Annotated in this window: 29 protein-coding genes; 12 read left to right on the top strand and 17 right to left on the bottom strand. The window is 64.3% G+C overall.

Annotated elements, in window-relative coordinates:
- On the top strand, window positions 1-221 hold a 221-nt coding region (locus tag JQ628_RS33695; RefSeq protein ID WP_212230752.1), incomplete at its 5' end, for a hypothetical protein.
- Window positions 222-275: 54 nt separating this feature from the next.
- Window positions 276-1,175, top strand: coding sequence for a DMT family transporter (locus tag JQ628_RS33700; RefSeq protein WP_212230754.1), 900 nt, complete (start codon window positions 276-278; stop codon window positions 1,173-1,175).
- 112 nt (window positions 1,176-1,287) lie between these two features.
- Here the strand turns inward: JQ628_RS33700 and JQ628_RS33705 are convergent, their stop codons facing one another.
- Genes JQ628_RS33705 through JQ628_RS33720 form a run of 4 tightly spaced genes read right to left on the bottom strand, consistent with a single transcriptional unit; the run spans window position 1,288 to window position 3,738 of the window.
- Window positions 1,288-1,758, bottom strand: a complete 471-nt coding sequence (locus JQ628_RS33705) for a DUF1178 family protein (protein ID WP_212230756.1) — start codon at window positions 1,756-1,758, stop codon at window positions 1,288-1,290.
- Window positions 1,755-2,633 carry a carbon-nitrogen hydrolase family protein gene (locus tag JQ628_RS33710; RefSeq protein WP_212230758.1) on the bottom strand — a complete coding sequence of 293 codons (879 nt, stop codon included), beginning with the start codon at window positions 2,631-2,633 and terminating at the stop codon, window positions 1,755-1,757. The genes JQ628_RS33705 and JQ628_RS33710 overlap by 4 nt, the downstream gene beginning before the upstream one ends.
- The gene (grxC, locus tag JQ628_RS33715) at window positions 2,630-2,905 is read right to left on the bottom strand and encodes a glutaredoxin 3 (RefSeq protein WP_212230760.1); all 276 of its coding nucleotides are present in this window, start codon (window positions 2,903-2,905) and stop codon (window positions 2,630-2,632) included. The genes JQ628_RS33710 and grxC overlap by 4 nt, the downstream gene beginning before the upstream one ends.
- Before the next feature lie 32 nt (window positions 2,906-2,937).
- Window positions 2,938-3,738, bottom strand: coding sequence for a ComF family protein (locus JQ628_RS33720; protein ID WP_212230816.1), 801 nt, complete (start codon window positions 3,736-3,738; stop codon window positions 2,938-2,940).
- 192 nt (window positions 3,739-3,930) lie between these two features.
- Between JQ628_RS33720 and JQ628_RS33725 the strand changes: the two genes are divergently transcribed.
- A complete protein-coding gene (locus tag JQ628_RS33725; RefSeq protein ID WP_212230762.1) occupies window positions 3,931-4,770 on the top strand; it encodes a methyltransferase domain-containing protein in 840 nt (279 codons plus the stop codon).
- A 140-nt stretch (window positions 4,771-4,910) separates the two neighbouring features.
- Here JQ628_RS33725 and mutT read toward each other — a convergent pair whose 3' ends face one another.
- The 4 genes from mutT to JQ628_RS33745 all read right to left on the bottom strand — a co-directional run bounded on the left by mutT (window position 4,911) and on the right by JQ628_RS33745 (window position 9,139).
- Window positions 4,911-5,321, bottom strand: coding sequence for an 8-oxo-dGTP diphosphatase MutT (gene mutT, locus JQ628_RS33730; RefSeq protein ID WP_212230764.1), 411 nt, complete (start codon window positions 5,319-5,321; stop codon window positions 4,911-4,913).
- Window positions 5,322-5,416: 95 nt separating this feature from the next.
- Complete coding sequence (gene mgtE, locus JQ628_RS33735; protein WP_212230772.1) at window positions 5,417-6,796, bottom strand: magnesium transporter; 1,380 nt, start codon at window positions 6,794-6,796, stop codon at window positions 5,417-5,419.
- Window positions 6,797-6,949: 153 nt separating this feature from the next.
- Complete coding sequence (gene argJ / locus JQ628_RS33740; RefSeq protein WP_212230776.1) at window positions 6,950-8,191, bottom strand: bifunctional glutamate N-acetyltransferase/amino-acid acetyltransferase ArgJ; 1,242 nt, start codon at window positions 8,189-8,191, stop codon at window positions 6,950-6,952.
- A gap of 219 nt (window positions 8,192-8,410) precedes the next feature.
- The gene (locus JQ628_RS33745; RefSeq protein ID WP_212230781.1) at window positions 8,411-9,139 is read right to left on the bottom strand and encodes a methyltransferase domain-containing protein; all 729 of its coding nucleotides are present in this window, start codon (window positions 9,137-9,139) and stop codon (window positions 8,411-8,413) included.
- Window positions 9,140-9,366: 227 nt separating this feature from the next.
- On the opposite strand from JQ628_RS33745, the gene gloB reads away from it, so the two are divergent.
- The 3 genes from gloB (at window position 9,367) to JQ628_RS33760 (ending at window position 11,318) form a co-directional block, all read left to right on the top strand.
- Window positions 9,367-10,134: a hydroxyacylglutathione hydrolase gene (gloB, locus tag JQ628_RS33750; protein WP_212230783.1), complete on the top strand. Its 768-nt coding sequence runs from the start codon at window positions 9,367-9,369 to the stop codon at window positions 10,132-10,134.
- A gap of 1 nt (window position 10,135) precedes the next feature.
- Window positions 10,136-10,564: a cupin domain-containing protein gene (locus tag JQ628_RS33755; RefSeq protein WP_212230785.1), complete on the top strand. Its 429-nt coding sequence runs from the start codon at window positions 10,136-10,138 to the stop codon at window positions 10,562-10,564.
- A gap of 76 nt (window positions 10,565-10,640) precedes the next feature.
- Window positions 10,641-11,318 (top strand): flavin reductase family protein, encoded by a 678-nt coding sequence (locus JQ628_RS33760; protein ID WP_212230787.1) that lies wholly within the window; start codon window positions 10,641-10,643, stop codon window positions 11,316-11,318.
- A gap of 1 nt (window position 11,319) precedes the next feature.
- Here JQ628_RS33760 and yddG read toward each other — a convergent pair whose 3' ends face one another.
- The 3 genes from yddG to JQ628_RS33775 all read right to left on the bottom strand — a co-directional run bounded on the left by yddG (window position 11,320) and on the right by JQ628_RS33775 (window position 14,486).
- Complete coding sequence (gene yddG, locus JQ628_RS33765) at window positions 11,320-12,186, bottom strand: aromatic amino acid exporter YddG (RefSeq protein WP_212230789.1); 867 nt, start codon at window positions 12,184-12,186, stop codon at window positions 11,320-11,322.
- Between the two features lie 172 nt (window positions 12,187-12,358).
- On the bottom strand, window positions 12,359-13,084 hold the full coding sequence (locus JQ628_RS33770; protein WP_212230791.1) for a beta-ketoacyl-ACP reductase: 726 nt from the start codon (window positions 13,082-13,084) through the stop codon (window positions 12,359-12,361).
- Window positions 13,085-13,307: 223 nt separating this feature from the next.
- Window positions 13,308-14,486, bottom strand: a complete 1,179-nt coding sequence (locus JQ628_RS33775; RefSeq protein WP_212230792.1) for an acetyl-CoA C-acetyltransferase — start codon at window positions 14,484-14,486, stop codon at window positions 13,308-13,310.
- 356 nt (window positions 14,487-14,842) lie between these two features.
- Here JQ628_RS33775 and phaR point away from each other — a divergent pair, with 356 nt between their 5' ends.
- Both phaR and JQ628_RS33785 read left to right on the top strand, forming a co-directional pair.
- Entirely contained in the window at window positions 14,843-15,439 is a 597-nt protein-coding gene (phaR, locus tag JQ628_RS33780) for a polyhydroxyalkanoate synthesis repressor PhaR (RefSeq protein WP_212230794.1), read from the top strand.
- Between the two features lie 199 nt (window positions 15,440-15,638).
- Window positions 15,639-16,238: a transposase gene (locus JQ628_RS33785; protein WP_212230796.1), complete on the top strand. Its 600-nt coding sequence runs from the start codon at window positions 15,639-15,641 to the stop codon at window positions 16,236-16,238.
- A gap of 15 nt (window positions 16,239-16,253) precedes the next feature.
- Here the strand turns inward: JQ628_RS33785 and JQ628_RS33790 are convergent, their stop codons facing one another.
- Window positions 16,254-17,951 (bottom strand): putative bifunctional diguanylate cyclase/phosphodiesterase, encoded by a 1,698-nt coding sequence (locus tag JQ628_RS33790; RefSeq protein ID WP_212230798.1) that lies wholly within the window; start codon window positions 17,949-17,951, stop codon window positions 16,254-16,256.
- Between the two features lie 215 nt (window positions 17,952-18,166).
- Here JQ628_RS33790 and JQ628_RS33795 point away from each other — a divergent pair, with 215 nt between their 5' ends.
- Window positions 18,167-18,442 carry a hypothetical protein gene (locus JQ628_RS33795; RefSeq protein ID WP_249128743.1) on the top strand — a complete coding sequence of 92 codons (276 nt, stop codon included), beginning with the start codon at window positions 18,167-18,169 and terminating at the stop codon, window positions 18,440-18,442.
- 6 nt (window positions 18,443-18,448) lie between these two features.
- Here the strand turns inward: JQ628_RS33795 and JQ628_RS33800 are convergent, their stop codons facing one another.
- The 3 genes from JQ628_RS33800 to mtgA all read right to left on the bottom strand — a co-directional run bounded on the left by JQ628_RS33800 (window position 18,449) and on the right by mtgA (window position 20,209).
- Complete coding sequence (locus JQ628_RS33800) at window positions 18,449-19,084, bottom strand: hypothetical protein (protein WP_212230800.1); 636 nt, start codon at window positions 19,082-19,084, stop codon at window positions 18,449-18,451.
- Window positions 19,085-19,184: 100 nt separating this feature from the next.
- Window positions 19,185-19,370 (bottom strand): 50S ribosomal protein L32, encoded by a 186-nt coding sequence (gene rpmF, locus JQ628_RS33805; RefSeq protein WP_212230802.1) that lies wholly within the window; start codon window positions 19,368-19,370, stop codon window positions 19,185-19,187.
- A gap of 161 nt (window positions 19,371-19,531) precedes the next feature.
- Window positions 19,532-20,209: a monofunctional biosynthetic peptidoglycan transglycosylase gene (gene mtgA / locus JQ628_RS33810; protein WP_212230804.1), complete on the bottom strand. Its 678-nt coding sequence runs from the start codon at window positions 20,207-20,209 to the stop codon at window positions 19,532-19,534.
- A gap of 191 nt (window positions 20,210-20,400) precedes the next feature.
- Here mtgA and JQ628_RS33815 point away from each other — a divergent pair, with 191 nt between their 5' ends.
- Together JQ628_RS33815 and JQ628_RS33820 are read left to right on the top strand one after the other, a co-directional pair.
- The gene (locus JQ628_RS33815) at window positions 20,401-21,324 is read left to right on the top strand and encodes a polyprenyl synthetase family protein (protein WP_212230806.1); all 924 of its coding nucleotides are present in this window, start codon (window positions 20,401-20,403) and stop codon (window positions 21,322-21,324) included.
- Between the two features lie 6 nt (window positions 21,325-21,330).
- Window positions 21,331-22,017: a DUF1345 domain-containing protein gene (locus JQ628_RS33820; protein WP_212230808.1), complete on the top strand. Its 687-nt coding sequence runs from the start codon at window positions 21,331-21,333 to the stop codon at window positions 22,015-22,017.
- 21 nt (window positions 22,018-22,038) lie between these two features.
- Here the strand turns inward: JQ628_RS33820 and JQ628_RS33825 are convergent, their stop codons facing one another.
- Together JQ628_RS33825 and JQ628_RS33830 are read right to left on the bottom strand one after the other, a co-directional pair.
- Window positions 22,039-23,832: a caspase family protein gene (locus JQ628_RS33825; RefSeq protein ID WP_212230810.1), complete on the bottom strand. Its 1,794-nt coding sequence runs from the start codon at window positions 23,830-23,832 to the stop codon at window positions 22,039-22,041.
- A gap of 154 nt (window positions 23,833-23,986) precedes the next feature.
- The gene (locus JQ628_RS33830) at window positions 23,987-24,367 is read right to left on the bottom strand and encodes a GFA family protein (RefSeq protein ID WP_349628159.1); all 381 of its coding nucleotides are present in this window, start codon (window positions 24,365-24,367) and stop codon (window positions 23,987-23,989) included.
- Between the two features lie 149 nt (window positions 24,368-24,516).
- Here JQ628_RS33830 and JQ628_RS33835 point away from each other — a divergent pair, with 149 nt between their 5' ends.
- Window positions 24,517-24,900 (top strand): nuclear transport factor 2 family protein, encoded by a 384-nt coding sequence (locus tag JQ628_RS33835; protein ID WP_212230814.1) that lies wholly within the window; start codon window positions 24,517-24,519, stop codon window positions 24,898-24,900.
- Window positions 24,901-25,411: the final 511 nt, after the last annotated feature.

Consider the following 25,411-nt stretch of genomic DNA (forward strand, 5'->3'; position numbering starts at 1 on the left):
ACAAAGGCCACACCTCGTTCTACACCGATTCCATCCAACCAATCAGCAGGGACCAAACACGAACGCAGGGACCCATAACCACAGGGTTTAGTTGTTTTAACGAAGCCCTCGACCAGCTTTCTCAACCCATTCCTGCCGCGGCGTATGGGTCCCTGCGTTCGCAGGGACGACAGCTTGGTTTTGGCAACGACCGCAATCCTGTCATGCACGGCGCCAGTTGACCGCGTCAGTCGCAGTCGGCACGGTGCCCGGCATTGCCGCCGGTACCCTCCCCCATGTTCACCATCGCCTCGCTCTGGATTCCCTTCACCATCATCGCTGCGCTCGGCCAGGTCGCGCGCAATGCGATGCAGCGTTCGCTGACCGGGCCGCTCGGGACCTGGGGCGCGACCAATATCCGTTTCCTGTTCGGCTTTCCGTTTTCGGTGCTGTTCTTTGCGGTGGTGGTGACGGTGACCGGCGACAATATCCCGGCGCCGACGGCGGCGTTCTGGCCGTGGCTGCTGCTCGGCGCGCTCAGCCAGATCGTCGCCACCGGCATGATGCTGGTCGCGATGAACGACCGCTCCTTCGTGGTGACGACGGCGTATTTGAAGACCGAGGCAATCCAGACCGCGATCTTCGGCTTTGTCTTCCTCGGCGATCATCTCACCTGGCTGAAGGTGATCGCGATCCTGATCGCGACCGTCGGCGTCGTCATCACGGCGCTGCGGCCGGGCGGGGAAAAGAGCTTTGCGGAGATCAGGCCGACCATCGTCGGCCTCGTCGCCGCGGCCTTCTTCGCGCTTTCGGCGATCGGCTTTCGCGGCGCGATCATCACCGTGCCTGATGTGTCGTTCGTTACGGCCGCGTCCTACACGCTGGTGTTCGGCCTGTTCGTGCAGACGCTGGTGCTGACGATCTATCTGCTGGCGCGCGCGCCCGACGTGCTGAAGAAGATTTTTGGACTGTGGCGGCCCTCAATGCTGGCGGGCTTCATGGGCGCCTTCGCCTCGCAATTCTGGTTTCTGGCGTTTGCGTTGACGGCGGCCGCCAATGTGCGCACGCTGGCACTGGTCGAAGTGCTGTTCGCGCAGGGCGTCGCGTATTACTCGTTCAAGCAGCCGCTGTCGGCGCGCGAGCTTTCGGGGATCGTGCTGATCGTGGTGGGCGTGGGGCTGCTGGTCGCGGCGTAACGACACTATCCGTCATTGCGAGGAGCACTTGCGACGAAGCAATCCAGCTTTCCTTGTCGCGGCGAAGGAAGCTGGATTGCTTCGCTTCGCTCGCAATGACGAAGAAAGAGCGTCAGTTCCTATCTTCCGGCAGCACCGGCAGCGGGGACACTTCGACGCCTTCGTCGATCAGAGCCTTGGCTTCTTCCGGCGAGGCCTCGCCGTAGATCGGACGATGCTCCTTGTCGCCGTAGTGCATGGCCCGCGCTTCGTTGGGAAAACGCTCGCCGACATTGTCGGCGTTTTTCACGATATGGTCGCGCAGCTCCTTCAGCTTGGCGCGCAGCTCGCGCTCCTGCGTCATCATCAGCGGCGTGGACTCCGTCGCGGGCGTTTCCACGGACGGCTCGACCGGCGCTGATGCCTTGTCGCGGCCCTTCTTGCTGACGATGCGCGGCGCCATGATCGCTTTCTCGACCTTGGCCGAGCCGCAGACCGGACAGCTCACCAGCTTACGCTTGACCTGGGATTCGTAGGCGCCCGAACTCTGGAACCAGCTCTCGAACGAGTGGTCCTTGTCGCAGCGCAGGCTGTAACGGATCATGCCGAGCCCCGCACCAGGTGCAGATGCTCTGGTCCTGCCTTGGGATCGGCGATGCCGAAGCGGCGGCCGTGCTGTAGCGACGGCACGGTTTTCCGCGCGGTCTCGACCTTCGCCGGGTCGATCTCGGCGAGGAACACGCCCGGCTCGACACCGCCCTCCGCGAGGATTTCGCCCCAGGGTGCAACGATCAGCGAGTGCCCATAGGTCTCGCGCTTGTTCTCGTGCAGCCCGGCCTGCGCCGCCGCGAACACGAAACAGCCGGTCTCGATCGCGCGCGAGCGTAGCAGCACGTGCCAGTGCGCCTCGCCGGTCTTGCGCGTAAACGCAGAGGGCACGGTGAGGAACGAGGCGCCGGCCTCGGCGAGCGCGCGATAGAGCGCCGGGAAGCGCACGTCATAACAGATGGTCAGCCCGATGCGGCCCCACGGCAGGTCGGAGATCACCGCGGTCTCGCCCGGCTGGTAATTGGCCGATTCGCGATAGCTCTCTCCGCCCGGCAGATCGATGTCGAACATGTGGATCTTGTCGTAGCTTGCGAGCACGTTGCCGTCGGGCGCGATCAGGAAGGAACGGTTGACGGCCTTCTCCGGCGAGAACTTCAGCGCCAGCGAGCCGATATGCAGATGGATGTTCAGCTCCTTCGCCAGCGCGCGATAGGCCTTCAGCGACTTGTCGTACTCTTCGGTCGCGAGATGTTCGAACAGCGCCTTGCGGTTCAACTGCATCATGTTGCTCACCTCGGGGGTGAGCACATAGTCGGCGCCTTGCGCCTTCGCCTCGCGGATCAGCTTCATCCCCTGCTCGAGGCTCGGCTCGGGCAACAGGCCGGTGCGCATCTGCACCATGGCGGCGGTGAAAACATTGCCGGTGCTCATGAGGTGGCGCCTTCGCTTGCCAAGAGCCCGTCGAGCTTGCCTGCGCGATCGAGCGCGTAGAGCTCGTCGCAGCCGCCGACATGGGTCTTGCCGATGAAGATTTGCGGGAATGTCGAGCCGGCGCCGGCGCGATGATACATCTGCTCGCGATAGGTGGGATCGACTGAGACGTTGAGTTCGGTGAACGCCGCGTTCTTGCGCGTCAGCAGCGATTTGGCAGCGGTGCAATAGCCGCAGCCCGGGCGGGTGTAGATTTCGATAGCAGCAGCCATCTTGTGCTCGGTTCGGGGAACGATTTGCCGGATTATATGGGACCTTTATGGGTGTCCACAACCCGGGCAAACACCAGCACATCGACCTGCGCCGCTTTGGCGCGCAGCAGGGCCCGCGCACAGGCATCCGTGGTGGCGCCGGACGTCAGGACATCGTCAACCAAAACCACGCGGCGGCCCTGAATGTCAGCCATGCGCTCAGGCGCCACCTTGAAGGCGCCTTGCACATTTTCGGCGCGCTGCGCACGCGACAACCCGATCTGCTGTTCGGTCGCCCGCACGCGCCGCAGCGCTTCCGCCGCCACTTTTACCCCGCTTTGCTGCCCGATTACCCGCGCCAGCGCGCCGGACTGATTGTACCGCCGGCTCCAGCCGCGCCGCCAATGCAGGGGAACCGGCACCAGCACGTCGGCGCCATCGAGCAGTTCGCGGCCGGCCCGCGCCATCCAGCGGCCCATCGCGGGCGCCAGATCCGTGCGGTCCTGGTATTTCAGCGCATGCACCAGCGTGCGCGCCACATCGTCATAGCGCACCGCGGCGCGAGCACGCTGATAGGCCGGCGGATTGGCGATCGCCTCCATCGACAGCAATTCCGGGCCTGGATCGTAGACAAAGGGAATGCCGAGCCGCGGGCAGAACGGCGGGGCGATGAAGGAGAGTTTTGCCCAGCACGACGCGCAGACGCCCTCGCCGTCGACCGGCTCGCGGCAGGAGACGCAGAGCGTCGGCAGCGCGATGTCGAGGGCGAAACGGGCGGCGTGCGCGCAGGCGGCGTGGACGGCGCCGAAGGCGCGGTGCAGGTAGTTGGGGCGTGGTGATGGCGCGGCGTCCATGAGGGCGAGGCTAGCGCCGCTTGCCCGCTGGCTCAAGCGTGCGGTCGCTCTCTCGTCGTCATTGCGAGCAAAGCGAAGCAATCCAACTTCCTTCGCCGTAACAAGAAAGCTGGATTGCTTCGTCGCTTACGCTCCTCGCAATGACGTTGAAGCCGGGTTGCCAGCCATTGGCTCCAGGCATACCAAGGCTGTATGGCGAACCCGACCACCGCACCCATCCTGTTTGACCGCGCGCTGCTGCGCTCCCGGCAGGCGCGTGCGCGGAAACTGGGCGAAGTCGCCTTCCTGCTCGATCGCGTCGCCGAGGATTTTGGTGACCGCCTGCAGGCGGTGATGCGGAGTTTTTCCGATGTCGCCGACATCTGGACGCCGGGTGAATTGCGAGGGCCGTTCGCTGATCGCTTCAAATCGATCGCAAGAATCCCGTTCGACTCCGACAGTGAAACGCTACCGATGCATCCGGAATCACTCGACCTCGCCGTCTCCGCGCTCGCCCTTCAGTTCGTCAACGACCTGCCCGGCGTGCTCGCGCAAATCCGCCGTGCGCTGCGGCCGGACGGGCTGCTGCTGGCGGCGATGATTGGGGGCGACACGCTGACGGAGCTGCGGCAATCCTTCGCTGCCGCAGAGGCCGAATGCGAAGGCGGGGTGTCGCCGCGCGTTGCGCCGTTTGCCGATCTGCGCGACATCGGCAGCCTGCTGCAGCGGGCGGGCTTTGCGCTGCCGGTCACCGACGTCGACCGCGTCGTGGTGCGCTACGACAGCGCGTTTGCGCTGATGCACGATCTGCGCCGCATGGGCGCGACCAATGTGCTGGTCGAGCGCCGCCGCACGCCGGCGCGACGCGCCACCATGCTGCGGATGGCGCAGATTTACGGCGAGCGCTTTGCCGACCCCGACGGCCGCATCCGCGCCACCTTCGACATCGTGTGGCTGTCCGGCTGGGCGCCGCATGAGAGCCAGCCAAAACCGCTGCGGCCGGGTTCGGCGAGAGCGAGCCTGGAGGCGGCGGTGAAGGGGAAGACAAAGTAAGATCGTCATTGCCGGGCATAGCCGTTCGAAGAACGGCGTCGCTTCCGCTCGCCTATGACCCGGCAATCCATCCGCTTCGAAAAAAGCTTTTCTCAAGTGGGATGGATGCGCGGGTCAAGCCCGCGCATGACGAGTGGAGACTACAGCAGCAAATCGATCAGATGCGGGATCAGCGGGATGTCCGCCGGCGGCATCGGATAGTCGCGCAATTTGTTGGCGCGCACCCAGGCGAGGTTCTGGCCCTCGCGCGCGATCACCTGGCCCTCCCAACGGCGGCAGATGTAGAGCGGCATCAAGAGATGAAAGGTCTCGTAGGCATGGCTGGCAAAGGTGAGCGGCGCCAGGCACGGCTCGCTGACGTCGATGCCGATCTCCTCGTGCAATTCTCGGATCAGCGTCTGCTCTGGCCGCTCGCCCGGCTCGACCTTGCCGCCGGGAAATTCCCACAGGCCCGCAAGCGCCTTGCCCTCGGGGCGCTGCGCCAGAAGGATCCGCTTGTCGACGTCGATCAGCGCGCAGGCGACCACGAGGGTTAGTTTGATGTCGGCCATAGCTGGCGGGTGCTCGGGATGAAGGACAGAAAATTGTCCTTTCCATAGCCAGCAAACAGCCGTCCGCCAAACGGTTTGTTTGACGTTGGGTTTTGCTAGAGCAGCGTCCCCCTCAGAATCAGCGAGGCGACGCTGAAATAGATGACGAGGCCGGTCACATCGACCAGCGTTGCGACGAACGGCGCCGATGCGCTTGCAGGATCGAAGCCGATCCGCTGTAGGATGAACGGAAGCATCGATCCCGTCAGCGAGCCGAAGGTGACGATGCCAATCAGCGCGACCGCCACGGTCAGCCCGACCAGCACCCAGTGTTCGCCGTAATCATAGAGGCCGAACAGCTGCCAGATCGCAATGCGAACGAACCCGATCAGTCCCAGCATCGCACCGAGGGTGATTCCGCTCGGCAGCTCGCGCAGCGCCACGCGCCACCAGTCTCCGAGTCGCAGCTCGTGCAGGGCCAGTGCGCGGATCAGCAGCGATGTCGCCTGCGAGCCGGAATTGCCGCCCGAACTCATGATCAGCGGGATGAACAACGTCAGCACGATCGCCTTTTCCAGCTCGCTCTGGTAGCCCTGCATGGCCGTCGCCGTCAGCATCTCCGACAGAAACAGCACGGCAAGCCATCCGCCCCGCGCCCGGATCATCTTCCAGAACCCGATCTCCATGTACGGTTCGCTCAACGCTTCCATGCCGCCAAGCTTCTGAAGATCTTCCGTCGTTTCCTGCACGACGGCGTCCATGATGTCGTCGACCGTCACGATGCCGATGATCCGGCCGTGATCCACCACCGGCACCGCGAGCAAATCGTATTTGGAGATCAGGCGCGCGACGTCTTCACGGTCCATCAGCGGCGAAACGGTGATCGATCTGCCGGGCCGCGCCACCGACAGCACCGGCGCCCCCGGCTCGCCCGTAATCAGCCGGCGCAAGGTGATCGCCTGCACCAGGTTCGCGGTGACGGGATCGAGGACGTAGATCGCGTAAATGGTCTCGCGCGTGCGCTCGACCCGGCGGACATAATCGAGCGTTTGCTGCACGGTGAAGTCGGACGGCACGCTGGCGAATTCGGTGGTCATGATCGAGCCGGCCGAGTGCGGCGGATAGGACAGCAGGCGCAGAATCAGCACCCGGGTGTCGCCGTCCAGGCGTTCCAGCAACTCCGTGCGATGAGGTTCTTCCAGCTTGCGGAACAGGCCGGCGACCCGGTCAGCGGAAACGCCGGCCAGAAGCGCCGCCGCCGTTTCGCGCGGCAGCAGCGAGACGATCTCGGGGCCGGAATCGAGGATCGGCTGATCCAGAATTTCGATCGCGCGATCCCTCGGCAAGCCCATCAGGACCGCCGCGGCGACGCCCGGCGATTCCTCGTTGAGGGTTTCAGCGATGTCGGCCGCGCGCTCGTTCGCGCAGAGGATCACGAGTGCGGCCGCCTGGGCAACCTCATCGGGATCGAGCACGGGTTGCGTTTCGATGTTCATCGGTTGCCTCCTCCTGCCGGTGGCGGCGCAGGACCAACCGGTATCTGTCAGAATTCAGCGTGGACGCTTGCAGTCAGAGAAATCGCCGACGGGGGAATCGGCCGCCAGACCTCACCGTCACTGCGAGCCAACGGGTCGCAATGACGCAACGGCTCACGACCTGTAATCCCCGTTGATCGCGACATATTCCTTGGTGAGATCGCAGGTCAGCACGCGGTCGCGGCCCTTGCCGAGGCCGAGCGCGACCTTGATCTGGATCTTCGGATCCTTCATCGCGTTCGAGACTTCTTCCTCGTTATACGAGGGATCGCGCGCGCCGCTTTTGGCGACGCGGATGCCGTTGAAGGAGATCGAAAGCTTGTCGCGGTTGGCGGGTTCGCCGGCCTTGCCGACCGCCATCACCACCCGGCCCCAATTGGCGTCCTCGCCCGCGATCGCGGTCTTCACCAGCGGCGAATTGGCGATCGACATCGCGATTTTTCGCGCGGAGTTTTTGGTCGTGGCGCCCTCGACCACCACTTCGACCAGCTTGCGGGCACCCTCGCCGTCGCGCGCCACTTGCTCGGAGAGATCGGCAAGCACTTCGTAAAACGCTTTTGCGAATGCCTTCAGCCGAGGATCGCTGGCGCGGCTGATTTTTGGGGCACCGTTTGCGGCTGCCGCGCCGGTCGCGAACGCCAGCAGCGTGTCCGAGGTCGACGTATCGCCGTCGATAGTGACGGCATTAAAAGTGTCCTCGACGCCGCTCTTGAGCAGCGATTGCAGCACGCTTGAGGACAGCGGCGCATCGGTGAACACGAACGACAGCATGGTCGCCATATCAGGCGCGATCATGCCGGCGCCCTTGGCCATGCCGTTGATGGTGACCTTCGCCTTGCCGAGCTTGACGGTGGCGGTCGCCACCTTCGGGAAGGTATCGGTGGTCATGATGGCTTTCGCCGCCTCCATCCAGCCGCCGGGCTGGGCGGTTTCCGCGAGCGTTGCCAGCACGCCGTCGAACTTGCTGGCATCGAGCGGCTCGCCGATCACGCCGGTGGAGGCGAGGAAGACGTCGTTGACGCTACAGCCCATCGCCTTGGCCGCGATCTGCGCCGTCAGCGCGGTGGACTGCTTGCCGGTCTTGCCGGTAAAGGCGTTGGCATTGCCGGAGTTCACCACCAGCGCGCGGGCCTGGCCGCGCTTCAGCTTGGCGCGGCACCATTCGACCGGCGCCGACGGGCATTTCGATTTGGTGAAGACGCCGGCCACCATGGTGCCCTTGTCCATCACGGCGAGCAGCACGTCGGTGCGGCCCTTGTAGCGGATGCCGGCGGCCGCGGTCGCGAGCTTGACGCCCGCGATCTCGGGCATGTCGGGGACATCGGTCGGGGCGAGCGGCGAGACAGCGGTGGACATCTGGGATTTTCCGGCGGTTTGGTGCGAGGGAGCCGCTCTGTATCACCTTCGTCGGCGCGAGGGGAGAGGCGCGCGTGCAAACCCATGCTGTCGTCCCTGCGAACGCAGGGACCCATAACCACCGGCTGCAATTGTTGTAAAAAAGCCGTCATACAGCGCGCTCTACTGACGGGCCGCGGCGTGTGGGTCCCTGCGTTCGCAGGGACGACGCAAGACCCCTCACCGCGCCGTCGGTGACGGCACCAGCACCGGCCGCAGCGATGGAATGAGCCGCGCGCGTTCACGGTGGGCGGGGATGGCACGGTAGACCTGCTTGGTGGCTTCCACGATGTGGACACCGGCCAGCGGCATCGACAACACTTCGCCGGCGCGCTCCCACGCCATCGCCGAACGCAAGAACCAGCTATTGCCGACCGGCGGCATGAACAGCGCCTCGCCCCAGGCCGACGGCGTGAACCAGGTCTGCCGCAGCAATTGCGTGATCTGCGCGCGCGAATAGGGCCGGCCATGGCCGAACGGGGTGTTGTCGGTACGGGTCCATACCCCGCCGCGGTTGGGGATCACGGCGATCATGCGGCCCGAGGGCGACAGCACGCGCCAGACCTCGCGCAAAAGGTCTTCCGGGTCGTCGCACATCTCCAGCGCGTGTACCAAAAGGATACGGTCGACCGCAGCATCCGGCAGCGGCAGCGAGAACTGATCGACCAGCGAGGCCAGCGCCGGCCGCCCGGTCGGCCATTTCAGCACGCCCTGGGCCGCCGGCATGAAGGCTAGGCAGCGCTCGGCGTTTTCGCGGAACAGCCCGAGATAAGGCGTCGGATAGCCGATCCCCAGCACGCGCTGTCCCTCGGCGCTGGGCCAGCAGGCCTGAATGCCGCGGTTGATCAGCCGCCGCGCCACGATGCCGAGGCGCTGCGAATAGAAATCGCGCAGATCGATGACGTCCATGATCACCAACCTATAGCGTTTTCGAGCGAAGCGGGTACCGGTTCGCGTGAAGAAAACGCGTCAAATCGAAGAATCGGTGAACGGGTTTGACAAAATCAAACCCGGTCTCCGTCACGCGGATGTTCCCGGCGGGGCGGGCAAAATGCCATTGCCGCGACAGCGTTAACGCCATATCTCTTTCGGCTGGTGGGACGGGTGCGCGTTCCACCTCTGATCGTGGAGAAATCATGGCTGCGGAAATTCGCCTGTTCACCTGTCTCTCCGACAATTTCGGCTATCTGATCCACGATCCCGCGACCGGCGCGACCGCCTCGGTCGATGCGCCGGAAGCCGGCCCGATCCAGAAAGCGCTCGAGCGCGAAAACTGGAAGCTGACCGACATCCTCGTCACCCACCACCATCACGACCATGTCGGCGGCATCGCCGAGCTGAAGCAGAAATACAATTGCCGCGTGGTCGCCCCGCACGACAAGAAGGCGGCGATCGCCAATGTCGACCAGCGCGTCGCCAATGGCGATGTGGTGAAGGTCGGCGGATTGCTGGCCCGCGTGCTGGAAACACCGGGGCATACGCTCGAGCATATCTCCTACGTGTTCGACAGCGAAAAGACCGTGTTCGCCGCCGACACGCTGTTCTCGATCGGTTGCGGCCGGGTGTTCGAAGGCAACTACCCGATGATGTGGGACTCGCTCCTGAGGCTTCGCGCGCTGCCCGACGACTTCAAGCTCTATTGCGGCCACGAATACACCGCCTCCAACGTCAAGTTCGCGCTCACGGTCGATCCGGACAATCCGGCGCTGAAGGCGCGTGCCGAACAGGTCGCAAAGCAGCGCGCCGCCAACCAGCCGACGGTGCCGACGCTGATGGGCGAGGAGAAGAAAGCCAACGTGTTCCTGCGCGCCGATGAGCCCTCCATCGCGGCCAATTTGCACATGAAGGGCGCCAGCCCGGCCGAGATCTTCGGCGAATTGCGCGAGCGCAAGAACAAGTCCTGACATGCCAAGCGCCGCCTACATCATCGAGCGGCTTGAGCTCAAGCCGCATCCCGAAGGCGGGCACTATCGCGAAACGTTTCGCGATGTCCGCACCGACGCGCACGGCCGCGCGCGCTCGACGGCCATTTATTATCTGCTGGGACGCGGTGAGCGTTCGCACTGGCATCGCATCGATGCGGTCGAGATCTGGCACTATTATTCCGGCGCCGCGCTGACGCTTCGAATCGCCAATGACGGCTGCAAGCCGCACATCATCACGCTCGGCCCTGATGTCGCCGCCGGCGAGCGGCCGCAGGCGATCGTTCCGGCAGGCGCCTGGCAGGCGGCCGAGAGCAAAGGCGACTGGACGCTGGTCGGCTGCACGGTGGCGCCGGGATTCGAGTTCGCGGGCTTCGAAATGGCGAAGGCGGATTCGTTCCCCGTGATCTGAAATTCTGCGAACGGGAAACGGGTGGGTTGCAAGTCCATGCCTGAATAGATTTTCGCTCGTAGCAACGGAGCGGAACATGCACGGGACATTTGCAACGAGTATCCAGATCGAGCCGGCCATTCTGTATTTCGGCACCCCGGTGGTGCTGATCGGCACATGCAATGAAGACGGATCGTATAACCTCGCGCCGATGTCGTCGGCGTGGTGGATCGGCTGGCGCTGCATGCTCGGGCTGGACCCTACGTCCAAAACCACCGAGAACCTCATTCGCACCGGCGAATGCGTGCTCAACCTGGCCTCAGCCGATCTGGTCGGCGCGGTCGACAGCCTCGCGCGGACGACCGGCTCCGATCCGGTACCGCAAGGCAAGATCAAGCGCGGCTACCGGCACGAAAGGGACAAGTTCGGTTTGAGCGGGCTGTCGGCGCTATCAGGCGATACCGTCGCAGCGCCGCGGGCGCTGGAATGCCCGGTGCAAATGGAGGCAAAGCTCGCTCAGGTGCATCAGCTCGCGCAGGAGGAAAAGGTCTGGCGCGGCGCCAGGGCGATCGAGCTGCGCATCACCCGCGTGCATGCGCACGCCTCGATCATGATGGAGGACGAAGCCAACCGCATCGACCCCGACAAGTGGCGGCCGCTGATCATGAGCTTTCAGCAGTTTTACGGCCTGACGCCCGGGAAATTGCAGCGCTCCGAACTCGGCCAGATTCCGGAGCGCTACTACAAGCCGCCGGGCTGGCAGCCGGCGGCGTAACTCACCGCTTCCGGAACATATCTTTCGCCGCGATCAGGCCGCCGCCCGCGATCAGGATCGCAGCGAAGACGATGTTGGCGCTCGCCGCCGCATACCCCGCCAGGATCAGGAACGCGGTCGAGAGCAGCGGCGTGGCGTAGGAGGCGGCTCCCAGCACGCGGATGTCGCCGCGCTTCATGCCGATGTCCCAGGTGAAGAAGGCCGCGCCGACCGGGCCGACGCCGAGGCCGATGATGGCGAGCCATTGCAGGGCGGTTTCAGGCCAGACCGTTTTCTCGACAAGCAGGTGCACGATGGCGGCGAGCAGCGCGGTCGCCGCGCAAAAGCCTGCGACCGCGTCGGTCGGCACCGCCTTCAGTCGACGCGACATCACCGAATAGGCCGCCCAGACGAACGCGGCGACGAAGGCGGCGATCAAGCCCGGAATCTGGCCGGGCGCGAAGCTCGCGCCAGCTCCGGCGAATAGCAGGATGGTGCCGGCAAGCCCGAGCAGCGCGCCGATGATGTGATGGGCGTATAGCCGTTCGCCCGGCAGCAGCGAGGAGAACAGCACGATCAACAGCGGCCAGAGATAATTCAGGAGGCCCGCTTCCGCCGGCGGCGCAAAGCGCAGCGCAAGGAAATACAGTGCGTGATAGCCGAACAGTCCACCGACGCCGACGACCCATGCGGTGAGCGGCTGCTTCAGCGCGCTGAACGCGGATGGGCGGAACATGAAGCTGGCGAACGCGACGGCAGCGCCGATCGCAAACGTCATCGCTGCGAGCTGGAACGCGGGGATCTTTCCGGTCGCGACCGTCATCACTGACAGCAGCGACCACATCAGGATGGCGGTGAGGCCAATGAGGGTAGCGGTGCGGGGAGTCATGGGGCCGTCATTGCGAGCGAAGCGAAGCAATCCATCTTCCTTCAATAGCGTAGATGGATTGCTTCCGCCTTCGGGCTGAAGCGCTTCGGCGGACTTATACCCTGCGAAGCTTGCACCGCAAGCGAAGAAGGGTCGTCGCTATCGCTCCTCGCAATGACGAAAGAGGCTCACATCACGTCTGATACTGCCCGCCGTTCACCGTCAGCGTCGAGCCGGTGATGAAACCGGCATCGTCGGCGGCAAGGAACACCACCGCGCGGGCAATTTCTTCCGGCTCGCCGAGCCGGGCGACGGGAATCTGCGGGATCACCGCTTTCTCAAGCACGTCCTTCGGCACCGCCTGCACCATTTCGGTGTTGATGTAGCCGGGGCAGATCGCATTCACGGTGATGCCGCCCTTGGCATTCTCCAGCGCGAGCGCCTTGGTGAAGCCGATGTCGCCGGCCTTGGCGGCGGAATAGTTGACCTGGCCGAACTGGCCCTTCTGGCCGTTGATCGAGGAGATGTTGATGATGCGGCCGAATTTTCTGCTCCGCATGCCCTCGATGACGGGGCGCGTCATGTTGAACAGCGAGCCGAGATTGGTGTTGATCACGGCGCTCCACTGCTCGAGCGTCATTTTGTGGAAGGCGGTGTCCTTGGTGATGCCGGCATTGTTGACGAGCACGTCGACCGGGCCGAGATCGGCCTCGACCTTCTTGATGCCCTCGGCGCACGCGTCGAACGAGGAGACGTCCCATTTGTAGACGGGGATGCCGGTCTCGGTTTTGAATTTTTCCGCCGCGGCGTCGTTGCCGGCGTAACTCGCGGCAACCTTGTAGCCGGCCGCCTTCAGCGCTTTGCTGATCGCCGCGCCAATACCCCGCGTGCCCCCCGTAACCAATGCAACACGTGCCATGTAGATTCCCTCCTCGGTAGTCTTTTAGTAGACCGGAATTTTTCCGGTCTTTTGACAATGCTCAAGCAGAACAATTCAAAGGCGCCTGAGACAAAAATGCCCGGCGCGAGACCGGGCATTTTCATTTCTATCAGCTTGAACCGCGTTTGACAGATGATCTTTTCATCACGCAACGCAGCAAACTGCCTCTCTTGTTCGACGCGTTTCCTTCACGCGAACCTGATCAGTTACGCTCGATGCACATCGCGATGCCCATGCCGCCGCCGATGCACAGCGTGGCGAGGCCCTTCTTTGAATCGCGCTTTTCCATCTCGTGCAGCAGCGTCACCAGCACGCGGGCGCCCGAGGCCCCGATGGGGTGGCCGATCGCGATCGCACCGCCATTGACGTTGACCTTGCCGGTATCCCAGCCGAGGTCCTTGTTGACCGCGCAGGCCTGCGCGGCAAACGCCTCGTTGGCCTCGATCAGATCGAGGTCGGCGATATTCCAGCCGGCCTTCTTCAGCGCGGCGCGCGAGGCGGGAATAGGCCCCGTGCCCATGATCTTCGGATCGACGCCGGCCTGGCCCCAGGAGACGATGCGGCCGAGCACCTTCTTGCCTTCCTTGGCGGCCTGCTTGGCGGTCATCAGCACCACGGCGGCGGCACCGTCATTGATGCCGGATGCGCTGCCGGCCGTCACGGTGCCGTCCTTCTCGAAGGCGGGCTTGAGCTTGGCCATCGCATCGAGGGTGGCGCCATGGCGGGGATATTCGTCGGTGTCGACCACCACATCGCCCTTGCGGGTCTTGATGGTGACGGGGACGATCTCGTCCTTGAACTTGCCGGCCTTTTGCGCGGCTTCCGCCTTCTGCTGCGAGGCGACGGCGAACTCGTCCTGCTGCGCGCGGGTGATCTGGTACTGCTTCGCGACGTTCTCGGCGGTGTTGCCCATGTGGTAGCCGTTGAAGGCGTCCCACAACCCGTCCTTGATCATGGTGTCGACGAGCTCAAGTCCGCCCATCTTGACGCCGCCGCGCAGATACTGCGCGTGCGGGGCCATGCTCATGGATTCCTGGCCGCCGGCCACCACGATGTCGGAATCGCCGTTGAGCAGCGCCTGATAGCCGAGCGCGACCGAGCGGAGGCCCGAGCCGCAGAGCTGGTTGACGCCCCAGGCCGGGCTTTCCACGGGGATGCCGGCCGAGATCGAGGCCTGGCGGGCCGGGTTCTGGCCCTGGGCAGCGGTCAGGATCTGCCCCATGATGACTTCGGACACGCGGCCCGGCTCGACGCCGGCACGCTCCAGCGCGGCCTTGATGGCGATGGCGCCGAGGTCGTGGGCCGGCGTGGTCGCGAACGCGCCGTTGAAACTGCCGACCGGGGTACGGGCGGCTGCGACGATGACGACATCGTCTGACATGGACATCTCCCTTGTATTTTGAAGCGCAGGGGCTTGAGGGGTTATCGACGGCGGGCGGGCCGGGGTGGCTGGCCAGTCTCTTGGTTCCTATCCTGTTAACGTCATTACGGCATGTCAATTGCCGGTGCCCGAAATCGTGCCGCGGCGCATTCAAAAAAGGCGGCACAGCTCCCCCGGGGCCTTCCTTGGACTCCCCTTGGGCTTTCCTGAGCAATCCCCATGCTTTGGGATTAACCGTCGCGCACAAAACGGTAGCCGAACCGCGTTGAAAATGCTTACCTTTGCTGCGATGCGTTGCATTAGCCCTTCGGCGGCGCCGTCGGGTTCCCACCTCTCGGCGTGCGAGTGTGAGCCTCATGGCAAAATCCGACCAGCCCACCACGATCAAGAAATACGCAAACCGGCGGCTCTATAATACCGGTACGAGCACCTATGTGACTCTCGAAGACCTCGCGGCCATGGTGAAGGAAGGCGAGGATTTTCTCGTCTACGACGCCAAGACCGGCGACGACATCACCCGCTCCGTGCTCGCGCAAATCATCTTCGAGCAAGAGAACAAGGCCGGGCAAAACCTGTTGCCCACCACATTCCTGCGTCAGTTGATCCGTTTCTACGGCGACAGCATGCAGATGGTGGTGCCGAAATATCTCGAACAGTCGATCGACACGCTGACGCGCGAGCAGGAAAAATTCCGCAAGCAGATCGCCGGCGCGCTGAGCGGCACGCCGTTTGCGCCGCTCGAAGAACATGTCCGCCGCAACATGGAATTGTTTCAGCAGACGTTCTCGATGTTCAAGCCGTTCGTGCCGCCGCGCCCGGGCTCGACCTCCGAGCCCGAGAAGGTGCCGGAGCCGTCGGCCGATGACGACAACATCGACGATCTCCGCCGCCAGATGAAGGAAATGCAGGAGCGGCTCGAGCGGATGTCGAAGGAGCCGAAGAAGGAGGAGTAGGTTTTCCGAGAATTCGATTTTGTAGTGGCCGGGCTCGTCCCGGCCATTCTTGTTTATGTTCAACGACCATGTCCGATACCGGGCGACCACGAGGGTCGCCCCTACATCCGAATCGGTTGGGGCACCCCTCGTGGGTGCCCCATGACTGCCCAAATCGAACAAGCCCAAGTAATGTGATTGTCGCCGACCGAGGTTGACGATGCACAACGCGATTATCCACCGCCGCAGCCTTCGCCTCAGGGGCTACGATTACAGCACGGCCGGGGCGTACTTCGTGACCATCTGCGCGCAGGACCGTGCCTGTGTGTTTGGCGATGTGGCCGACGACGCAATGGTTCTCAATGATGCCGGACAGATGGTGGCTGCGTTGTGGGCCGGCATCCCCGCACGGTTTCCTAAAGTCGAGATCGATCGGTTCGTGGTGATGCCAAATCATTTGCATGGCATTTTATTTTTGCCGGACACCGAAGATGCCGGCGCGACCATGCCCGATAAGGGGGCGACCACAAGGGTCGCCCCTACATCCGAATCGGTAGGGGCACCCCTCGTGGGTGCCCCCATGGCACACGTCCGACTGGGCGATATTGTTGGCGCCTTCAAATCCTTGACGACCGTTGCCTATATCGACGGTGTCAACTCCAATGGCTGGCCGGAATTTCGTGGACGGCTCTGGCAACGCAACTATTATGAACACATCATCCGGGACGAACCGGCGCTGAACCGCATCCGGCGCTACGTCGAAGAGAACCCGGCGCGTTGGGATCTCGACGAGGAAAACCCGCAGAAGGCAATGCCGTGAGCACCGTTCTGTAAATCAGCCCACCACCGGCACTGCCGCGGGAACCGACCACGGCCGTCGCGGCGAGGCAAGGCCGATCAGGCGGCCCTGAATATAATCGCAGCCCCATTCGCGCAGCATCACGGCGGCCTCTTCGTCCTGCACCCATTCGGCCACCGTCTTGATGCCGAGCCGACGGGCGAGGTCGATCAGCGTCTGCACGAAGGCGCGGTCGTCGGCCGAGCGCGCGATGTTCTGCACGAAGGCACCGTCGATCTTGACGATATCAACGCCGAGCTTGCGCAGATTGCGGAATGAGGTGTAGCCGGCGCCGAAATCGTCGATCGCGATCCGGCTGCCGAAATTCTTCAGGCGGGTGACGAAGCCTCTGACGTCGTCGACATCCTGGATCGCCACCGTCTCGGTGATCTCGACGATCAGCCGCTCGGCCACGCCCGGATGGGAGTGCATCAGCGATTCGATCGAAGCCGACCAGTCCGGATCCATGGTGGTTTCCGGCGAGATGTTGAGCGAGAGGTGCACGTCGGGCGACACGACCAGTTCGTCGACGACAAGCTCCAGGATGCGGTGGTCGACCAGGCGGATCAGGCCGAGCCGTTCCGCCACCGGCACGATGTCGGGCGCCAGCAGCACTTGGCCGTCGCCCTGCTCCATCCGCACCAGGCATTCGTAGAACGCCGGGGCGCGCGAACGCGCTTCCACGACGGGCTCGAATGCCGCGACGATGCGGCGGTCGTTAAGCGCGGTGACGATCTCGTCGGTGACGCGGATATTGACGCGGCGTTGCGCGTCGCGCTCGACATTGGGCCGCCACAGCGCGAACGATCCGGCGCGGCGGCGTTTGGCGCTGTCGAGGGTTTCCTGCGCGCGGTTGATGGCTTCATCGGCGTTGCGGGCGTAGCGCGGCAGGCTGACCGCGCCGATCGAGGCGGTGATCGACACCGGGCCGGACCTGGTCGGCACCACCTCGTCGCGGATGCCGGCCAGAAAACGTTCGGCGGCGACATTGGTGTCGTCGACCGTGCAGTTCTTCAGGATGAGGCCAAATTTGTTGCCGGAGAAGCGGCCAAGCACGTCGCCGCCGCGCAGGCGCGAGCGGATGCGCTGCGCGACCTCGGCAATCACGGCGTCCGCGACGTCAAACCCGAAGGCGTCATTGACCCGCGCCAGATGATCGATGCCGATCAGCATGAAGGCGCAGGACGAACGAAACCGCGTCGTCTCCTCGATCGCCTCCGCAAGCGAGCCCACCAGATGCGTGCGGTTGAGCTCGCCGGTCAGCGGATCGTGCCGCGACAGTTTCAAAAGCGCTTCGTCGCGGGCATGGCGCTCGTTGTTGATGCGGACGATGCCGTGCGCGCGCGTCGGCCGGCCGTCGGGACCTGCGAACCAGCAGCCGGTCTCCTCGATCCAGACCACCGGTGCGGAGGCAGAGGCGCGCACGCCATATTCGATCCGGTAGGGCACGCCCTCGCCGCTCCGCGCGGGCGGCGCATGCGACAGCGCCTCGCTGCGGATCGAACGCGAAGGCTCGATCAGTTTTGCGAACTCGCTGGCGCTGGTCAGGGCTTCCGGCGGGATGTCGGCAAACACCGAAGCGGCGTTGTCGCTCCAGGCGATGGCGTCCCCCGCGATATCCCAGACAAAGGCTGCCTGGCCGATCGAGGCCAGTATGTCCTTCAAGGTGTCTTGGACTTGCGGGACAGCTTGCATCGGGTCGCCTCGTTTCGGCACAGCGGTCGCGGTGATTCCCACCTTAACGATAGTGGCATATCCGCATTAGACCCTAGGTAAAGTTGATTAACAGTCTGCAAACCATGTTCTGACGCCCGCAGGAACCAAGCGGCATGCGCCGGCACATCCCTTGCGAGGAGAAGTGGCAGGGGACCACGAGCGTCCCAAAACGTGACAAATATTCGATGTCAGGCATGGATCGGGCAGAAGCGATGGAAGCAGAGGTCGTTACCGAGGTAGCGTCCGCTTCGACCGCGCTCGTGCCCGTTACCACGGAGCTCCGCTGGCTGGCGAAAACGCCGCTGCCGCGGCCCGATCCCAGCTTTGTCACCCAACTGATCGCGGCCGCCGACCAGGCACCGCAAACCCGCGCCCTGCGCCGCGGCTCCAGCGCGGATGCACAGGCTGCCTACGGCCCGCACCTCAGCGAGCGCCGCAGCGTGACGCGGCGGACCCGGCAAATCATTTAGATTAGATCAGCGCTGCGGCTTGTCCGGCGACGGATGGGCGTCGTTCGCCGGCTGGATAGTGGGCGAGGCCACCTCCGGCGATGCCGCGGCCTCTGAAGATGGCGGCGGCACGGCAGGCGCGGGCGGTTGGACAGGCCCCGGCTCGAAACGATCGGTTTCGGCCGCCGGCGCCGGGACCGGCTTGGGCGCGGAAGCCGGCGCAGCCTCGGCTTCCGGTTCGACGGCCGGCGCCCTTCTTTGGCGCCTGACGGGTGCATCTTCGTAGACCAGCACCGCACGGCGCCGCGTACGGAGCGAAATGCCAGTCAGGAAGTCGACCAGCGAAAGGAGCGTCAGCAGCAGGAATGTTGAGGTGCCGAATTTCGGCCACAGCACGAATTCAGCCGCGGCCGCGGCGAACACGATGAACGACAGGAGATGGTCGGTGAGGAATTTTGCGCCGGGGCGCGCGCCCTTGATCACCTCGAGCAGCAACAGCACGATGCCGAGCGCGATCAATACGTCGCTCAACGTCACCGGCCACTCGACGCCCGATACCAGCGGAATCTTGAACAGCGGCTCCGTGAAGGAGACCGTCGGCATCAGGAAGGCGACGCAGTTGTAGATCGCGAGCGGTATCAGAAGCAGCGGAAAACCGACCATGGACGCGAGGCCTTTGGCAAAGGGGCTGGCCGAATTCGGGCAGGCGAAAGGCCTGCCCACGGCTCGTCGGGATAACGCGACGGAGCTGCCGAGGTGCCGCTCAGGCTTCCTTCTTCGGCTTCAGAACCTGACGGCCCTTGTACATGCCGGTCTTCAGGTCGAGGTGGTGCGGACGGCGCAGTTCGCCGGAATCCTTATCCTCGACATAGGTGGGGGTCTTGAGCGCATCGGCCGAGCGGCGCATGCCACGGCGCGACGGCGAGGTTTTTCTGCGGGGAACGGCCATTTCGGTGTCCTCTAGGGATGTTGCTGGAGGCATCGTCCGAAACGGACAGATGGCCCAGCGCCCGAACGGCGCGGACCGAAGATGCCGACAAGGCCGCGCTTATAGAGGATGACTCCCGGTAAAGCTAGGGTCCGAGAGGGCAAAATGCGCCCGGAATCGGCTCAAGAGCCGCGATTTTCGGCCCAGCAGCGCTGCAAGGCCGGGGACTGCGCCCGCGCCGCGTAGGTCGCGGCGAGGCGCCGCACCGCCGGGCCGGGATTGCGGGCGCTGCGCCTGACCGGATTGGGCAAGATCGACGCCAACAGCGCCGCCTCCCGCGGCGAGAGCGTCGCGGCCGAGCGGCCGAAAGCATATTGCGCGCCGGCTTCCGCGCCGAACTGCCCGGACGGGCCGAGTTCGGCGATGTTGAGGTAGATTTCCAGCACGCGCTGCTTGCCCAGCACAAGGTCGATCCAGAGCGCCAGCGGCAGTTCCAGCGCCTTGCGCACCACGCTGCGGCCCGGCCACAGGAACAGGTTTTTCGCTACCTGCTGGGTGATGGTAGAGCCGCCGCGCGTCACCTCGCCGTCTTCGGCGTCATCCATCACCTCGCGCAGCGCATCCCAATCGACGCCGCGATGGCTACAGAATTTGGCATCCTCCGCGCCGACCACCGAGCGCGGCAGCGCCGGTGACATCGCCTTCAGGTCGATCCACTGCCGCGACACCGGCGCGCCCTTCAGCCAGCGCCAGGCCATCAGCGTCGAGACCGGATGGCCGACGCGATAGAACGGCGTCACCACATAGGGCAGCGCCAGCAGGATCAGGACGATCAGCAGCAGGTATCGGACAATGCGCAAATCGGGAGGTTTCTGGTTCGGGTAAGTTAACGAATAGGTCCGCGCTAAAATGACATCACCATGATATTTCCGGCCCTTTCCAGCCCTTTTGGGGCGATTTCGGCAGGGTGTGCGGAATTGACGTAGGGCGCGCCATCAACGATTGTCCGCCGCCGATCTAGACCCATTCCAGGAACTTTCTCGGAGCCCTTATGACGACCGGACTTGCGGCGGATTTTGCGAAACGACTGGACCAGACCGCTGATGATACCGAGGCACTGCTGGCCAAATTGCTGTCGGATAACCTGCTGCCCGACGAGATCGCGCGCCCGAAGCGGCTGATGGATGCGATGCGCTATTCCAGCCTCAACGGTGGCAAGCGCCTGCGGCCGTTCCTGGTGGTCGAGAGTTCCGCGGTATTCGGCGTGCCGCGGCAGGCCGCGCTGCTCGCCGGCGCGGCGCTGGAATGCATCCACTGCTATTCGCTGATCCATGACGATCTGCCGGCGATGGACAATTCGGACCTCCGCCGCGGCCGCCCGACCCTGCACAAGCAGACGGATGATGCCACCGCGATCCTGGCCGGCGATGGTCTCCTCACCCTCGCCTTCGACATCATCACCCGCGACGAGTTGCACAAGGATCCGACCGTGCGCCTCCTGCTGACGCGGGCGCTGGCGCGCGCCTCCGGCATCGGCGGCATGGTCGGCGGCCAGATGCTGGACCTTGCCGGCGAAGGCCGGTTCGGCGACCGCGAGCCGGTGGATGTGGCGCGCCTTCAGCAGATGAAGACCGGCGCGCTGCTGCGCTATGGCTGCATTGCGGGGGCGATCCTCGGCCAGTCCACCGAGAAGGAGTATCAGGCGCTCGACGATTACGGCCGCGCGCTCGGCGAAGCCTTCCAGATCGCCGACGATTTGCTCGACGTCGAGGGCGACGCAGCCGCGCTGGGCAAGCCGGCCGGCGCCGATGCCGCGCTCGGCAAGACCACCTTCGTCACCCAGCTCGGCATCGACGGCGCCAAGCAGCGCGTGCGCGACCTGCTGGCGCGCGCCGATTCCGCGCTGTCGATCTTCGGCGCCCGGGGCGAGGTGCTGCGCGCGACCTCGCGTTTCGTGGCCGAGCGGAAGAGCTAGCGCTCGATGGCGACCGACGAGGAGTTCGAGCAACGCCTTGTCCGGTTCCGAAAGCTGCCGATGTTCGTGCGCGTGGTGGTCTCGCGGCCGCGCACTTTCGTCGCGCTTGGCCTCGCGATCATTGCATTTTTCCTGCTGCCGGAATCGCGGCGGCTGATCACGCGTGCGCTGGTTAGCTGGGACGTGTTCGCTGCGGTTTACCTCGTGCTGGCCTACGCCATGATGCTCCGGTGCGGACAGGAGCACATCAAGCCCAGCGCGATCCTCCAGGACGACGGCCGCTTCCTGATTCTCTTGATGACCGCGCTCGGCGCCTTCGCCAGCATCGCGGCGATCGTGTTCGAGCTCGGCGCATCGAAGAAGAGTGGCGCGGGCCTCACGCTGGCGGTGGTCACCATCGCCCTGTCATGGGCGGCGGTGCACACGACATTCGCGCTGCACTACGCTCATGACTACTACCGCGGCCGCACGCCGGGCGGGTTGCAGTTCCCGAGCGGCGCGGCGAAGGAGAAGCCGGACTATTGGGACTTTGTCTACTTCGCCTTCGTCATCGGCATGACGGCGCAGACGTCCGACGTCGGCATCACCGACAAGATCATCCGCCGCACCGCGGCCGTGCATGGCATCATCTCGTTCGTGTTCAACACCGCGCTGCTGGCGCTAATGGTGAATATCGCCGCCAGCGCGATCTGAGACTGCGCGTGCCACCTGCCGTTACGGGCACACACCCGACATGATGGCTCCGTAGGAGTGGCAACCCACCGCACGCTCCTGGCCGGTGAGCACCTGGCCGCGTTGTCCGTAGCCCGGACCGGTCTCGACGCGACCCGGGCGCCCGGCAACGGCTTGCCTGGGCATCCGAGCCTGCCGCGGCTCCGGAGCCAGCCTTGCTTCCGGAGCCCGCTCCGGCCGCTCGCGCTTGGCGACCGGCTTCTTCTCGCGGCGCTTCTCGCACTCATTGTCGTCGTTGAGGAACGAGCCGGCAGCGCAGGTGATCTTTGTGCAGCTGTTACCATCGGCCTTGTAGCCATGCTCGCAAACCAGCGGGCAGACTCGCGACTGCTTCTGCTTGATGGTGTCGAGCGCATCGGTCGAGGCCAGCCTGGTGTCGACATTGGTCCTGGCATAGCGGTTGAACAGGGTCAGCGAACGCTGCGACGTCGTGTTCCAGTTGCCGTCGGCTTCCTCCTTGAGGCAGCCGACACGGCGCAGCTCGGTCTGCACCGATTTCGTCACCTCGATCTGGGAGACGCCGGTGCTCATCGCGGCGAGGTTGGTATTGTCCTGCCTGGGCGCGGCGGGCGCAGCGGCAGCGACCTTGGTGTCGGCCGCGGTCTTCTCGGCTTCAACCCGTTTCTGCTCGGCGGCCGCCGCCTGATCCTGCGCGATCTGCTTGGCCTTCTCGGCCGCGATGCGAGCCTGCTCGGCGGCCTTGGCATCGGCCTCGGCCTTGGCCTGCGCCGCCTTCTGCGCGCCTTCGGCAGCGAGTCGCACGCGCTCCTGTTCGGCGAGCCGCGCCTTTTCGGTGGCGGCAACGCGGGCATCCTCGGCTGCGAGCTTCTCGAGATGCAGCTTGGCAAGGCTGGCGTAGAAGCCGTCCGGGTATTTTGCAAGGAACGCATTCATCGCGCTCCTGTTGCCGATCTGAAGCGCGAGCTCATAGTCGCGGCGGGCCTCGGCCTGCGGATTGGGCGCAGCTGCCGGCGGCTCGACCTTGGCCGGCCCCGGCACCAGCGGCACGTCCTCGCCGCCGAGCGAGCCGTACACGAACGGCTCCTGGCGGTTGTTGGTGGTCTTGAGCACGTCGTCGCGGACAAAGCCGAATGCGCGGCGCACATCGAGGCCGGGCGTAGTCAGATGTTTCGACAGCGCGACCGTGAACGGCGAGTTCCTGCCGTCGCCGTCGGCGGCGGTCGAGCCGGCCTTCGCCGAATAGGCGATCAGCACGTTGGGGCTGCTCGGCTCGACCTTGGCAAGGCCCTGACCAATGGCACGCGTGGCGACGGTGCGCTTCATGGTCTTGGAGAACGGATTGTCGCGGCAGGCGTCGAGGATCACGAGGCGCAGTTTCTTGGCCGGCTCGATCGCCAGCAGCACGCGGTCGAGCGAGAGCGCTTCGTCATACACATCGGTGTCGCGCTCGAGCTTGGCGTCGACCGGGATCAAATAGTTGGAGCCGTCCACCTCGATGCCGTGGCCGGCGTAATAGACGACGGCGATCTCGGCATCGCGGGCGCGGTCGGCAAAATCGCGCAGCGCGCGGCGGGTATCGGCCGCGGTCAAATCGTGGCGGGAATCGACCACTTCGAAACCGGCATCCTTGAGCGTGGTTGCGATGGTGGTGCCATCATTGACCGGATTGGGCAGCCGCGGCGCGTTTTGGTAAACGGCGTTGCCGATCACCAGCGCCACGCGCTTTTCGGCAAAAGCCGGCTGGCACACGCCCAGCAACATCGCAGCGGCGAGCAGGAAGCGGCGGAAATTTGTACGTCCAGGCGAATTTGTCATGGTGGCACCGGTACTTGGCATTTTTTCAGCCCGGCATGTTCTATCAGAAGCACCCGCCGGGCTTTGTGAGGCACCTCACCTCGCGGGCGAAACGTGCCTTCACATTGTCTTAGTCTGGCAAACACCCCCGTCGGTTCGTGCCATTTCACGGCTGTCAGCCGCCGGGTTCCCGTTCCGTGACGTGCCCCACATATTGAGGCAGCCCATCGGCGATCTCAAACCAGGTCGCCTTGGACCCCACAAAGATGTGAGCCGACGGCCGGATCGAGGGATCCTCGGTCAGCGTACCCATCGCGACGTGGACGAACGCACCTTGCCGGACCACCGAATAAAGCAGCGAGCCGCAAACCCGGCAGTGCGCGTTGTGGGCGAGCTCATCACCATAAATCATCAGATGGTCGCCGCCTCTCGTAACACGCAACTTGTCGCGCGCGATGCCGGCGAACGGCTTGAAGGCCGAGCCCGTGGTCCGGCGGCAATTCGAGCAGTGGCAATTCAGCGCATAGTCGAACTGGTCCGCGACTTCGTAGCGCACCGCGCGGCAGTAGCATTCGCCGATGAGGATACGAACATTCGAAATTTGCGAAACTCCATCACGCTTATGTTGAAAGTCGTCCGTAGCGTATTTCACCCGATCGTGGCATCATTCACGCCACAACGAATACGCGCAAGGGAGGCTGCACCATGAGCACGGATCGTCTCGATCGTTCCACCGTCGAAGCGGTGGTGAACCACTATTTCGATGGTCTTTACGAAGGCAATGCCGAGAAGCTGGGTGCGGTGTTCGACCACAGCGCCGATTTGCGCTGGGTGGAAAAAGGCAAGCTCCAGATTTTGACCGTGCCCGACTGGCTCGAACGCGTGCGCAACCGTGCTTCGGCCAAGGCCGAAGGCAAGCCGCGCGAGGATTTTATCGTCACCATCGACCGCTCGGATGATTCCACCGCCTTCATCAAGGTGCGCTGCCAGTTGCCGCCGCGCTACTTCACCGACTATCTGGTGGCGATGAAGCTTTCCGACGGCTGGAAGATCGTCTCGAAGTCATATCGGTATGATCTGAGGGAGTGAGCGAGCTGCGCAATTCGCGCCTTCCTCGTCGCCCCTGCGAACGCAGGGGCCCATAACCACAGCGCGGAGTTGTTCTAGCAAAGCCGTCTGCCACTCGTTTCCAATAATATCCGCCGCGGCGTATGGGTCCCGGATCAGCGCTCGCTACGCTCGCTTGTCCGGGACGACGTGGGGATAGGTATGCGTTCGCGATCTCGCGACGTGTTTTCGCCCGAGCTATTCAAATTCGTTCGCGCCTCCGAAGATAGAGGGCGCAGGGAATGCCGGGTGCGCGCTGCACCCGCGGTCTCGTGTGCGCTGCTTGCGCATAAAAAACTGCACACGAGCATACAGGTGAGCGGAGGCATTCCGACATCCCCTGCGCAATGGCTTTACGGCTTATATCGCGCTCTCCCTGGTGAGCGGGCTTGTTGTCACCATCGCCTCGCGGAAATTCCGCAAGGCTTAGCGCCAGCGTCGCGGCGCCAGGACCACACGACTTCGCCGTACGCCCTTGCCCAGTCGTCTGCTG

It is taken from the genome of Bradyrhizobium lablabi (assembly GCF_018129385.1).
In the GTDB taxonomy this organism is placed as follows: domain Bacteria; phylum Pseudomonadota; class Alphaproteobacteria; order Rhizobiales; family Xanthobacteraceae; genus Bradyrhizobium; species Bradyrhizobium lablabi_C.